Annotated in this window: 9 protein-coding genes; 4 read left to right on the top strand and 5 right to left on the bottom strand. The window is 38.0% G+C overall.

From position 1 onward, the window contains the following. Positions 1–2 precede the first annotated feature (2 nt). Genes IR022_RS01545 through IR022_RS01535 form a run of 3 tightly spaced genes read right to left on the bottom strand, consistent with a single transcriptional unit; the run spans position 3 to position 3,877 of the window. Complete coding sequence (locus tag IR022_RS01545) at positions 3–1,175, bottom strand: DUF418 domain-containing protein (RefSeq protein ID WP_194202356.1); 1,173 nt, start codon at positions 1,173–1,175, stop codon at positions 3–5. A 32-nt stretch (positions 1,176–1,207) separates the two neighbouring features. Then, a complete protein-coding gene (locus tag IR022_RS01540; RefSeq protein WP_194202355.1) occupies positions 1,208–2,383 on the bottom strand; it encodes a DUF418 domain-containing protein in 1,176 nt (391 codons plus the stop codon). Positions 2,384–2,428: 45 nt separating this feature from the next. Continuing rightward, positions 2,429–3,877, bottom strand: coding sequence for an amino acid permease (locus IR022_RS01535; RefSeq protein WP_050711339.1), 1,449 nt, complete (start codon positions 3,875–3,877; stop codon positions 2,429–2,431). Between the two features lie 258 nt (positions 3,878–4,135). On the opposite strand from IR022_RS01535, the gene IR022_RS01530 reads away from it, so the two are divergent. From IR022_RS01530 to gltA, 3 genes are all read left to right on the top strand, one after another. Beyond that, positions 4,136–5,092 carry a DUF3667 domain-containing protein gene (locus IR022_RS01530; RefSeq protein ID WP_050711338.1) on the top strand — a complete coding sequence of 319 codons (957 nt, stop codon included), beginning with the start codon at positions 4,136–4,138 and terminating at the stop codon, positions 5,090–5,092. Positions 5,093–5,261: 169 nt separating this feature from the next. Then, on the top strand, positions 5,262–6,044 hold the full coding sequence (locus IR022_RS01525) for a sulfide/dihydroorotate dehydrogenase-like FAD/NAD-binding protein (protein WP_050711456.1): 783 nt from the start codon (positions 5,262–5,264) through the stop codon (positions 6,042–6,044). An 88-nt stretch (positions 6,045–6,132) separates the two neighbouring features. Then, complete coding sequence (gene gltA, locus IR022_RS01520; protein ID WP_194202354.1) at positions 6,133–7,608, top strand: NADPH-dependent glutamate synthase; 1,476 nt, start codon at positions 6,133–6,135, stop codon at positions 7,606–7,608. A 59-nt stretch (positions 7,609–7,667) separates the two neighbouring features. On the opposite strand, the gene IR022_RS01515 is transcribed toward gltA, so the two are convergent. Next, on the bottom strand, positions 7,668–8,840 hold the full coding sequence (locus IR022_RS01515) for a PstS family phosphate ABC transporter substrate-binding protein (RefSeq protein WP_194202353.1): 1,173 nt from the start codon (positions 8,838–8,840) through the stop codon (positions 7,668–7,670). Positions 8,841–9,139: 299 nt separating this feature from the next. On the opposite strand from IR022_RS01515, the gene IR022_RS01510 reads away from it, so the two are divergent. After that, positions 9,140–9,754 (top strand): hypothetical protein, encoded by a 615-nt coding sequence (locus IR022_RS01510; RefSeq protein WP_194202352.1) that lies wholly within the window; start codon positions 9,140–9,142, stop codon positions 9,752–9,754. A gap of 337 nt (positions 9,755–10,091) precedes the next feature. On the opposite strand, the gene IR022_RS01505 is transcribed toward IR022_RS01510, so the two are convergent. Beyond that, on the bottom strand, positions 10,092–12,305 hold the full coding sequence (locus IR022_RS01505; RefSeq protein WP_194202351.1) for a glycoside hydrolase family 3 C-terminal domain-containing protein: 2,214 nt from the start codon (positions 12,303–12,305) through the stop codon (positions 10,092–10,094). Positions 12,306–12,598: the final 293 nt, after the last annotated feature.

Genomic DNA, 12,598 nt, shown 5'->3' with positions numbered 1-12,598 from the left:
TTTTAACGTTTCGATCCAATCCACATTAGTTTACCCCACACGTACTCAAGAGGTCCTTGCTTATGCGATTTTAACCACCAACAAGCAAACGTGTATTGAATGGCAAAAATAAGCAACCCAATCCCTACCGCAGCTGTGGTAGATAGCGTATACAAACCTAAGCCCCAATTGTGAAAGGCAAAGCCGCCTAATATAGACTGACTGAGATAAATGGTTAAACTCATCTTACCATAAGGAGCCAATTTAGTCAACAAATTATGAAAATTGGTTCTATAATAAGCCAGTACAAACAAAGAGGTAAGGAAAGTAAAAAAGGCAAAACACGAGTAGCAAGTCAATATTATATCTGCAAAGTGATGTATATTTTTATTCTCGATGAAGCCCATCAAAATAGTATGAAGTCCTGCCAAAGGAAAATAACAAAGCACACCTATAACCAAAGTCCGTTTCCAAAACCTGATATTCTGAGATGTATCTAAAAATATACCACGACGCCCCATTAGCATACCTATAAGAAAAAGTCCTGCTATCTGAAATACACGTCCATCCTCAATCCACCAACCGAAACCAAAGCCGATGCCCGACGTTAACCCCATCTTCATGGTCTCCCACAAATTACCATCCTTTAGTACAGGTGCAGTCTCTAAATAATATTGCCAACTGATAGAATCGCCCCATACAAAATCGGGATTCAGGAGTGTATATATGATCTTTACCCATTCAACAGGTTGTAATAACAATACCACAGCAATGCACAACACCACCTTATTAGATAGCCTAGCAGTAGCCAATAACAGAAGTCCTACAAAGGCAAACAACACTAACACATCGCCCGTATAAAACATCACATTGATAAAACCCCATATGGCCAATAACACAAGACGCCACAGAAAGCGAGGACGAAAATCGTATCCCTTTTTCAACTGATTGTTATCTTGAATAAAAAAGCTGAAACCAAACAACAACGAAAATATTGTATAAACTTTACCCGAAAGGGCAAACCTCAACGAGCTATTTAATATAGTGTCCGACAAAACCAACCATTCGTTTTCGATAGTAGGATATAAATACAAATTAAAATGCTCGATGCTATGCATAAGCAAAATGCCTAAAATGGCAAACCCTCTGAGGGAATCAACCAGATCGACACGTCCCGAAGTTTCAGTATTCATCATAGTATTAGTAAAAGGTTATTATAGGTTTTATTTTAGCTGCGTTTAGCACCAATCCATGTGAGTTTCTTCCAAACATATTCCAATGGCCCTTGTTTGTGAGATTTTAGCCACCAGCAAGCGAATGTATATTGAATGGCAAAAATGACTAACCCAACACCAATAGAAGCGGTTGGCGATAAAAGATGCGAAGCTCCCAACCCCCAACTGTAAAATACAAAGCCTCCCAATATAGATTGACTGATATACATAGAAAGACTCATCCATCCGTAAGGAGCAAATTTAGCCTGCAACTTGTGTACACTCGTTTTATAATAGGACAAAACAAACAGACCAACCAGAAAACATAGGAAAGCGAAGTTTGTATAACAACTCAAAATCACCCCCAATAGATGAATGATAGCTTTACTCTCTATAAATTTGGGTAATATTTCAGATAAGCCCTTCAATGGAAAATAACACACAATACCTATGATAAGTGCATATCGCCAGAACTTTATATTTTTAGGCTCATTTAAGAATAAGCGACAACGCCCGATAAGCATTCCGAACAGGAATAATGCTCCAACCTGAAAGATACGCCCTTCTTCAAACCACCACAGGAAGCTAAATAAGAATCCCGATTTTATACCCATAACCATTGTTTCCAATAAGTTTCCATCGGTAAGTACAGGCTCGGTTTGCTCATAATACACGTCGAACATCTTCTTACTCAACGTAAATTCAGGATCTATATTCGCACAAATAATACCAATCCATTCCATAGGCTGCAACAATAAAACAACAGCTATACCAAATACTATTTTATTAGAGAGGCGGGCAGTAGCAGCCAGCAATAAGCCGACAATAGAAAACAACACCAACACATCGCCCGTATAAAACATACAGTTGATAAAGCCACACATGGCCAGTAATACTAAACGCCATAAAAAACGGGAGCGAAAATCGTTTCCTCTCTTCGTCTGGTTATCGTCTTGTATAAAGAAGCTAAAGCCAAATAACAAGGCAAATATGGCGTATGCTTTGCCCGAATAAATAAAAGATACCGAACTCGCCAAAATAGTATCCGACAACTTTAATAAGTTATTATCAACTGATGGAAAAACAAAGAAATTATAATGCTCCAGGCAATGCACCAATAAAATACCAAAGATGGCAAAGCCACGCAGAGAATCGACCACGTCAACACGACCCGATATACTTTTACTCATAATAAGTGTAGATAAAATTGTTTAGTTTATATTAGTTTCTTAAAGTTATTTCTTGTTCAGTTTGCTATGTTTGATACCGTAACCAAAGTAGATTACAAAACCCACCAAAGTCCATATAATTAGCCTGACCCATGTACTGAAAGGTAGAGCAATCATCTGCATCAAACAAATAGCAGCACCCAAAAGGGGTACAAAGGGAACAAATGGAGTTCTGAAAGGTCGTTTCAGGTCAGGTTGAGTTTTTCTCAATACAACAATAGAAATACACACCACCATAAATGCCATTAGAGTACCTATTGATACCAATTCGCTCAGAACATTCAACGGAAACAAACCCGCAAACAGCCCCGTAACAATACTCGCAAATATAGTTGCATTTTGAGGTGTGCCATGTTTAAGGTTAACTTTCGAAAAGAACTTAGGCAATAACCCGTCTTTCGATATAGCATAATAAATACGAGACTGCCCTAACATCATAACCAATATAACGGAGCTTAAACCCGCAATAGCACCCAATTTTACAAACGGGCTCAACCACGCCAAACTTTCACCCGTACGGTCGATAGCCAAAGCAATAGGAGCAGCAACATCTAATTCTTTATAATTAACAATACCTGTTAAAACAGCCGTTACCCCGATATACAGAACTGCACATACGAGTAACGAAATAAGTATTCCTTTAGGCATATCTTTTTGAGGATTCTTAGCTTCCTGAGCAGCCGTAGACAAGGCATCAAAGCCGAGATAAGCATAAAAAACCACGCCAGCCCCACGGAGAATACCACTCCAGCCGAAGCTTCCAAATTCGCCCGTATTCTCTGGAATATAAGGACTCCAGTTACCAAGATCGATATGAGATAGACCAAACCCAATGAATAAAAGGATTACACCTACTTTAATTACTACGATTACATTATTGATAAGAGCCGATTGTTTGATTCCACCAAGTAACAAAGAGGTTATGATGGCAACTATAAATACAGCAGGGAAATTAAAAAGGCTACCCGTCATTATCCATCCTTCGGAAGTATGATCAAAGGTAGCATATGCCAGATGCCACGGTACATGTATACCCCACCCTTCGCAGAGGCTCATCATATAACCCGACCATCCTACGGCAACACTCGAACAGGCAAACAAATATTCAAGAATAAGAATCCAACCGATAAACCATGCTAAAAACTCGCCCATAGTACTATAACTATACGAGTAAACACTTCCTGCAACGGGTATCATAGCTGCAAATTCGGCATAGCATAAGCCTGCCAATACACAGCAAAGTGCCGAGATCAGAAATGATATGGTTAAAGCAGGTCCTGCATAATTGGCGGCAGCCGTTCCTGTTATAACAAATATACCGGTGCCTACAATGGCTCCGATACCCAATGTTACCAGATTTGCTGCTGATAGATTTCGTCTCAATCCATCGTTTTTACCCTCTGCCTCCCGCAGAATTGCATTAATGTCTTTTTTCTTGAATAAACGTTCAAACATGTGCTCTCGTGGTATTTAAAAATAGATAATCGGCAAAAGTAAGAAAATAAGGTGAGCATAACAGCTTTTTATTGAAGCTTAAGAACATAATAGAGGCTTTTTATACTATTATATCAAAAATACTTCCCTCTAAAAATCTTTCTGATCGTAGAAAGCCCTTTTTAGAACTAAATTCATCTCATTTATATATCTTTGATCTCGAATATAAAATAGAACCTGTTTATATTTACTAAATATCTTTAACTACTCCAACAGCCAATGAGTAAACATAAAATAAGAGAAGATAAAACCTGCCAGAATTGCGGTAGATTTGTAGGAGAACAGTTCTGTTCGCATTGTGGACAAGAGAATACCGAAGTTAGACATTCGTTTATCTATCTGCTCAAGCATTTTGCCTCAGACTTGTTTCATTACGACAGCTCTCTTTGGTCTACCACCAAACTTTTACTCTTTTCGCCAGCCACCCTATCTAAAGAATATATGGCAGGAAAACGCAAATCGTATGTTGACCCTATAAAGCTATATATATTCATCAGCTTCATCGCATTCTTTATACCCAATATCCTACCCGAAAACCCCGACAACAAGCAGCACTTGACTGTAGATATGGACTTTGATATAGATTTGGATCATTCGGGATTCACAATATCCAGCACAGAAAGAGGTACTGGCAGAATAGCTAATTATCCCGTCTATAACAATACTCAATTAGATTCTATCGTAAAAATAAACAAGATACCCCTTACAGAATATTATACTGTAAAACTTGCACTAAAAGCTAACGAAAGTAAAAACCCAGATAAACAAAATAGAATCAACGAATTTATTCTGCACAATTTGCCTAAAGTATTATTTATATATATGCCCCTCTTTGCATTTTGGTTGTGGCTATTTCATAATAAAAAGAAGTTTCTGTACTTCGACAGTGGTATTTTCACTCTACACTATTTCTCCTTTTTACTTCTGATTATTACAATACTTAATATCATAGAGACTGCTTTAGACTGGCTCAATCTACATACGAGTGTATCTACAATAATATCAAGTGCTATACTTTGCTATACAATATTCTATTTCTTTAAAGCACATCTCCGCTTCTATGAAGAAAAATGGCTGGTTGCCCATACAAAAGCTACAATTATACTTTTGATAGATATTATATTAATTATGATAACACTAGCTTTGTTTGCTATTTTAGCCCTATTTATAGCTTGATAGGTTAATTTCAAATCATTAAAAAGCCTTTTTATAGTGTTAAATAATATCACTAAAGGCGGTATAACAATGACTTTTAGTAAAAGTTAAACAATTCATCTATCAATATTAGATAAAATCTATATACATATCTATCATTTTAGTATATTTGCATTCAAACTAATAACTTATGAATAGAATCGTACGTAAAGAATACTTCTCACCCCAAGTAGTAGAGTTTGTAGTAGAAGCTCCACTTATCGCACGCAGCCGCAAAGCTGGACACTTTGTAATGGTAAAAGTTGGCGAAAAAGGCGAACGTATTCCACTAACTATTGCTAAATCTGATACTGAAAAAGGAACTATTTCGCTCGTCATTCAGAATGTAGGAGCATCAAGTGAAAAAATCTGTAATCTACAGGAGGGCGATTACATCACCGATCTTGTAGGTCCATTGGGCAGAGCTACCCATATCGAAAATTTCGGAACAGTTATCTGTGCCGGAGGAGGAGTCGGTATCGCACCCATGTTACCTATTATCGAAGCCATGAAAAAGGCGGGAAATCGTGTAATATCGGTTCTAGCTGCCCGTACCAAAGACCTCGTAATTCTCGAAGAACAAGTAGCCGAATATTCGGATGAGGTGATAGTTATGACTGACGACGGTTCATACGGACAAAAAGGATTGGTTACCAATGGCGTAGAATCTGTTATCAATCGCGAAAAGGTAGATATGTGTGTAACCATAGGACCTGCGATAATGATGAAGTTTGTATCGTTACTTACCCAAAAATACAATGTACCTACTATGGCATCATTAAATACAATTATGGTAGACGGAACAGGAATGTGCGGTGCATGTCGTATTTCGGTAGATGGCAAAACACGTTTTGTATGTGTCGACGGTCCCGAATTTGATGCTCATAAAGTTGACTTCGACGAAATGTTGATGAGACTAAAAGCATATAATTAAACAACCATACTTGTAGGGGCAGACTATCCCTACCCAAAAGAATAAAAGGTATAAGACTTTTGCTAACCAAAAAACGATCAAAACGAAGATGACACGTCAAGAATATATCAAACAAAAATGGGGAGAGCCATGGCGCAGCGAGTTACGCAAAAGCGTAAAAGCAAAAGAACGTGCCGACCGTCCTCGTGTTCACATGCCCGAACTGGATGCAGAATACCGCAGCCACAAACTAAAAGAAGAAGTAAATCAGGGTCTTTCGCAAGAGCAAGCCATATTTGAAGCAGGACGCTGCCTCGATTGTGCCAATCCTACTTGTGTTACAGGATGCCCTGTTGAAATAAATATACCCACATTCATAAAGAATATAGAGAGAGGCGAATTTGTAGAAGCTGCCAAAACTCTAAAAGAAACAAGTGCATTACCTGCCGTATGCGGACGTGTTTGCCCTCAGGAAAAACAATGCGAGGCACAATGTATCTATGTTCAGAAAATGGGAAAAGAAGCAGTAGGAATCGGTTATCTCGAAAGATTTGCTGCTGACTACGAACGCTTGAACGGAATAGTATCTACACCCGAAATGCCTGTATGCAACGGTACTAAAATAGCCGTAGTAGGATCGGGTCCCGCAGGCCTATCCTTTGCCGGAGACATGGCGAAAAGAGGATACGATACAACTGTATTTGAAGCATTACACGAAATAGGCGGTGTATTGAAATATGGTATCCCAGAGTTTCGTCTACCCAACGAAATAGTTGATGTAGAAATAGACTTATTACGCAAAATAGGTGTTAAGTTCATCAAGAACTGCATTGTTGGAAAAACCATCAGTCACGAAGACCTTCGCAAGGATGGCTTCAAAGGTATATTTGTAGCTAGTGGTGCAGGATTACCCAACTTTATGGACATCCCCGGAGAGAATCTCATCGGAGTAATGTCTGCCAACGAATTTCTTACACGTGTAAACTTAATGGATGCTTCGAATCCCGAAAGCGATACCCCCGTGCAAATGGGTAAAAAGGTAGCTATCATCGGTGCTGGCAATACAGCTATGGATGCAGTACGTACCGCTCGCCGATTGGGTGCTGAACGTGCTATGGTAGTATATCGCCGTTCGGATGAAGAAATGCCTGCTCGTCTCGAAGAAGTGAAACATGCCAAAGAAGAAGGTATAGAATTCCTTACGCTTCACAACCCTATTTGTTACGAAGGTGACGATAAGGGACGTGTACAACGCATGCTTCTTCAAAAGATGGAACTGGGAGAGCCTGACCCATCGGGACGTCGCAAACCTGTGCCTATCAAAGATGCAACAGAATGGGTTGAGGTTGATGAGGTTATTGTGAGCGTTGGAGTTTCTCCTAACCCACTTATCCCATCTTCGTTCTCAGGTTTGGAAGTTACCAAATGGGGAACAGTAGTTATCAATCAAGACACTATGCAAACTCATCTTTCGGACGTTTATGCAGGTGGCGATATTGTACGTGGTGGAGCAACAGTTATCCTAGCCATGGGTGACGGTCGCAAAGCTGCCGCAGCAATGGATGAGGCTTTACAAGGAAATTGATCAATAAATCGTTTCGATATAAATAAAAAGGCTCAAGTGTAACACTTGAGCCTTTTTATTTATTTATTATTTATCGGTGTATATCCTGTTTTTTCAACCAGATATTGTCCTTGTGGAGAAAGTATCCATTCGATAAATCTCGCTACATTTTCATTTTTAGTATCGGTAGTTATGGCATAAAAATCTCCTACAAAAGGATAGGTATTATTTGCAATTGTATTACGATCGGGATAAACACCGTCTACTTTCAGAAGTGCTATTTGCTCATTCTTCACCATCCCTGTCGCAAAAAACAAGAAGGTATAACCAATAGCATTGCTGAAATTCTTGTATTGGGCAGTTCTATCGATTATTCCCCCCATGCCTCCTACCCTATCATTTTGCAGAGGTTTCATTAATGGAGTATCTCCCATTATACGTTCAAGCATCGATTGGCTTCCGCTACCTTCGGGACGCTGGAAAGCTTTTACAGCCTCGTTCTTTCCACCAGCATCACACCAATTAGTTATTTTACCTGAATAAATTTGCCTTATCTGATCGGAAGTTATATCTCGTACTGGATTTTCTTTGTTTACAAAAAACACAAAAGCTTCTCTACCAATAGGAGTTAAATTAAATGTTTTACCCATTTCTTTAGCTTCTTCTATTTGCTTCTTAGAAGGTGCTGCACAAAATATAATATCGACCTCGCCCTCTATGAGCCTGCGGAATGCTTCGGGAGTTGTACCTCCATTTACTTCACTATTATAGAGATTGTATTCTTTTTGGGGATAAGTAGCGCGTACAAATGCTGAGTATAGCGGATAAAGGGCAGTAGCCCCATCTATACGGGGTAGACTATCTTGAGTGGTTAAAGTTAGAAGTGATTCTTCATTCAAAAGAACAACTTTTGTTCCCTCCCTGAAAGGTTGATACTCTCTCAAATCTACTTCGCCATCGTTAATAGTTGGAATATTAGCAATGTAACTTCGGTGAACTTCATAACCCACAAAAACAGCAGCATAAGATAGAGATATTCCCAATAAAGCAAATAGAAGATATTTAATCTTCACTCGCTTAAGACTCCAGAGAATAACACCTATTATCAATAGAATAAAAAAGATAAGTGTAGATATACCTAACAAGGCTGAAGAGGTAGTAAGTGCAATTACAAACCAAGATACAAAACCTATGAATAATAAAATGATCATCAATAATAAAGCAACTAAATGCCTACCTGCATTGGGGTTCATATAATTTCTTTTTTAGTTTTAAATATTAGTAGTGTTTACTCTTAGATGATATCTTTTAGCATCTAAACTATCTCAAGTGATTACGCTAATCAAAGCCATCAAATGATCTGGAACCTTAAATATCTTAATTATTATCGGATCTAAAGGAGTCTTCATATACATTTTTTTACTATATTTATGTTTGGAAGGTCGCAGACCTGTTTATTGCTTTATAGCGAGGGGTTACTTAATCGCTGAATGAGGGGGTTACATCCCTGATTTATATTAACTGTACTTAAAAGACCAAATCGGCTTGCATTATGCTAAAAACAATATTCACCGAATTAGTAAAAAAATACACGGCAGACGATTCGATAAGCAAACATCTATGGAACGAGATAGTTATCAACTATTGTGATGCCGGACGTTATTACCACAATCTTAATCACTTAGAGGCTATAATAAGAGAATTATCGGATGTAAAAGACAGTATTCCGCATTGGGATACAGCTATGTTCTCGGTTTTTTACCACGATATTGTGTATAATGCTTTGCGTAGCGACAATGAGGCGCAGAGTGCAGACAAAGCTCAATTTCGGTTGCACGAAATAGGCTTTCCTAAAGATCAAACAACCCAATGTGTACTTCAAATTTTAGCGACAAAGGGACATAATCCGGGAGATGATATAACGACTCAATTATTTATAGATGCTGATTTAGCGATATTGGGCAAACCGACTCAAGTATATACAGAATATTCGGAGAATCTACGTAAGGAGTTTTTCATCTATACTGATACAGAATACAAGGCGGGACGTAAAAAGATTCTAAAGCATTTTCTTGCTATGGATAGAATTTTCAAGACTGAACATTTCTATAACAAGTACGAAAAGCAAGCCCGAAAGAATATAGAGAGTGAATTGAGCTTGCTATAAAAGCTTTATTCACGAAATAATAAATACTTTAATTAATCGCTTTAATAAGCACAAGTACGATTCAGAACTTATGACCTAAAAGACACAGATTAATATTTGTTGTTACTTATATAATGATTTGCACCTGTCTGTTCTTACTCGCAAGAGTAGGAACAGACTTTTTTTAGTCTGTTTACAATACAACGAAAGTCTCTAAAAATATTTAGGGTTGTAAACTCACGTTCACAACCCTAAACCCACCATGAATATTTGAAGGTCTAAGACCTTTATTGTTTTATCAAGTATAACAATAAACTCATTATCTCTTTAAAACATATCTTCGATAAGGTTCTAAACCTTATTTTAAATCGAATGCAGCTTTTCCGCGAATATCAGTAGAAGAAGCTCCAATTATAGCTTCGAATGTACCTGGCTCAGCAACCCATTCTTGACGTGTATCGTCATAGAATTTCAATTTCTCAGCATCAATTACAAAGCTTACAGTTTTTTCTTCACCTGGATTAAGAGCTATTTTGCTAAATCCTTTCAATTCTTTTACTGGACGTGGTAATGACGATTTCAAATCGCTGATGTACAATTGTACAACCTCTTCACCTTTACGGCTACCTACGTTTTTCACTGGAACGGTTACTGTTACAGTACCATCTGCCGACATTGTTTTATTATCTACAGATACTTTTCCGTATTGATATTTAGTGTAGCTCAATCCGTGTCCAAAGCTGAACAATGGTTTGATTTTTTCTTTATCAGCCCAACGGTATCCAACAAAAATACCTTCGTTGTATGTTACGTTTACATTATCGCCAGGATATTCTCCTAAAGCGTGAGCGCTGTTATCTTTCAATGCTACTGGGAATGTAAATGGTAATTTTCCTGATGGATTCACATCACCAACTAATACCGAAGCCAAAGCTCTTCCGGCAGCACTACCATTATACCATCCTTGAACGATAGCTGGTACTTGATTTACCCAAGGCATTGCAACTGCATTACCAGAGATTAATACTACTGCTAAGTTTTTGTTTGCTTTAACCAATTCTCCGATCAATTTATCCTGATCGTAAGGTAATCCAAGATCAGCACGGTCGTTACCTTCGCAATCTTGTCCGTCATCTTTATTTAAACCTCCGATGAATACCACGAAATCAGCTTCTTTTGCTACTTTAACAGCTTCAGCTAACAGTTCGGCAGCCGAGCGTGTTTCAGTAAGATCTTGTCCTGTGCTTAGACCATCTTGTTGAGTAGATTTTCCACCTACATAACCACGAGCATAAACAACTTCAGACTCCGATCCTACACGATCTTTAAGACCTTGCAATGGAGATATTTCATATCTAACTTTAAGAGAAGAACTTCCTCCTCCTACTGTCATTACTTTGATAGCATTTTCGCCAATTACAGCAATTTTCTTTGTTTTGCTTAGGTCGATAGGTAATACATTGCTATTGTTTTGAAGCAATACGATACCTTCTTCAGCTATTTTTTGTCCAGCAAGCATATGCTCTTCTGTACCAAACGAACCCCAAGGTCTGTGTTGATTCATATTTGTTCTGAACATAAGACGAAGTATACGGCGTACTTTTTCGTTTACCAAATCTTCGCTCAACTCACCTGATTTCAACATATTAAGGAAAGGAACAGCCAAATAATACTCATCATAAGCATTTGTTTTGTTCCATCTCATACCATCTGTCCAAGTTCCCATCTCTATATCCAAACCGTTTTTAGCAGCTTCAATAGTATTATGAGTACCACCCCAGTCGGCAATTACAGCACCGTCAAATTTCCAGTCACGTTTTAGAATATCATTCAACAGATATTCGTTATGACAACAATGTTGACCTTTGTATTGGTTATAAGCTCCCATCAAAGACCATACACCAGCTTCTTGAACGGCTGCTTTAAATGCAGGCAGATAAATTTCGTGCAAAGCTCTGTCGCTTACATTCACGTTGATATGTCCACGAGCTATCTCTTGATTGTTTAATGCAAAGTGTTTCACACAAGCAGCAACACCGTTAGATTGTACTCCTTTGATATAAGGAACTGCCATACGCGATGTTAAGAAAGGATCTTCGCCCATGTACTCGAAGTTACGACCATTAAGTGGTGTTCTGTAAATATTTACACCCGGTCCCAACAATACATCTTTCTTTCTGTAACGAGCCTCTTCGCCTATTACTTTACCATAAAGTGCGCCCATTTCCGGGTTCCAAGTAGCTGCCAGAGCTGTCAATGCCGGAAAAGCAATACATGAGTCGTTTGTCCAACCTGCATTATCCCACTCGTCCCAAAACACCTCAGCACGTACACCGTGAGGTCCATCAGCATGCCACAATTCAGGTATACCCAAGCGAGGTACGCCCGGTGAACTGAATTTAGATTGTGCATGACACATCTTTACTTTCTCTTCCAAAGTCATTCTCGAAAGAGCATCTTCTATTCGTTGTTCTACCGGCTTTGTTTCGTCCAGATAGATTGGTGCTTTGTTTTGCCCAAACATTGGCAGAGCAAACAAACTCAAAATGAAAGCACTTTTTAAAATTTTCATATTAGCTTATATAATAAATTTTGGATATTACAGAGTATGTTTTAAATACTGTATAATCTATCAATGCCGAATTGTAAAAAAGCAGAAACTACTTTCATGATATCAATACAAAGCAGAAATAGGTCTTAGAATTAAAAAATTAACATTTTTATAAATTCGAGAACTAAGTTAGTGTTAAGTTGACAAACTAAAAAATAAAATTCTAACATATTTTAATTCTAACACTTTTTTAACTAAATAGTGTAGAAACGACAATAACCTAAAATCATAAACAACTGATATACAAAACAAAT

The sequence above is a fragment of the Dysgonomonas sp. GY617 genome (genome assembly GCF_015233815.1).
Taxonomy (GTDB): domain Bacteria; phylum Bacteroidota; class Bacteroidia; order Bacteroidales; family Dysgonomonadaceae; genus Dysgonomonas_A.
This window is presented reverse-complemented; position numbering and strand designations above follow the sequence as displayed.

Coding starts and splice junctions, on each gene's coding strand:
- IR022_RS01545 (WP_194202356.1), bottom strand. CDS start 1,175: ATGATGAATACTGAAACTTCGGGACGTGTCGATCTGGTTGATTCCCTC.
- IR022_RS01540 (WP_194202355.1), bottom strand. CDS start 2,383: ATGAGTAAAAGTATATCGGGTCGTGTTGACGTGGTCGATTCTCTGCGT.
- IR022_RS01535 (WP_050711339.1), bottom strand. CDS start 3,877: ATGTTTGAACGTTTATTCAAGAAAAAAGACATTAATGCAATTCTGCGG.
- IR022_RS01530 (WP_050711338.1), top strand. CDS start 4,136: ATGAGTAAACATAAAATAAGAGAAGATAAAACCTGCCAGAATTGCGGT.
- IR022_RS01525 (WP_050711456.1), top strand. CDS start 5,262: ATGAATAGAATCGTACGTAAAGAATACTTCTCACCCCAAGTAGTAGAG.
- gltA (WP_194202354.1), top strand. CDS start 6,133: ATGACACGTCAAGAATATATCAAACAAAAATGGGGAGAGCCATGGCGC.
- IR022_RS01515 (WP_194202353.1), bottom strand. CDS start 8,840: ATGAACCCCAATGCAGGTAGGCATTTAGTTGCTTTATTATTGATGATC.
- IR022_RS01510 (WP_194202352.1), top strand. CDS start 9,140: ATGCTAAAAACAATATTCACCGAATTAGTAAAAAAATACACGGCAGAC.
- IR022_RS01505 (WP_194202351.1), bottom strand. CDS start 12,305: ATGAAAATTTTAAAAAGTGCTTTCATTTTGAGTTTGTTTGCTCTGCCA.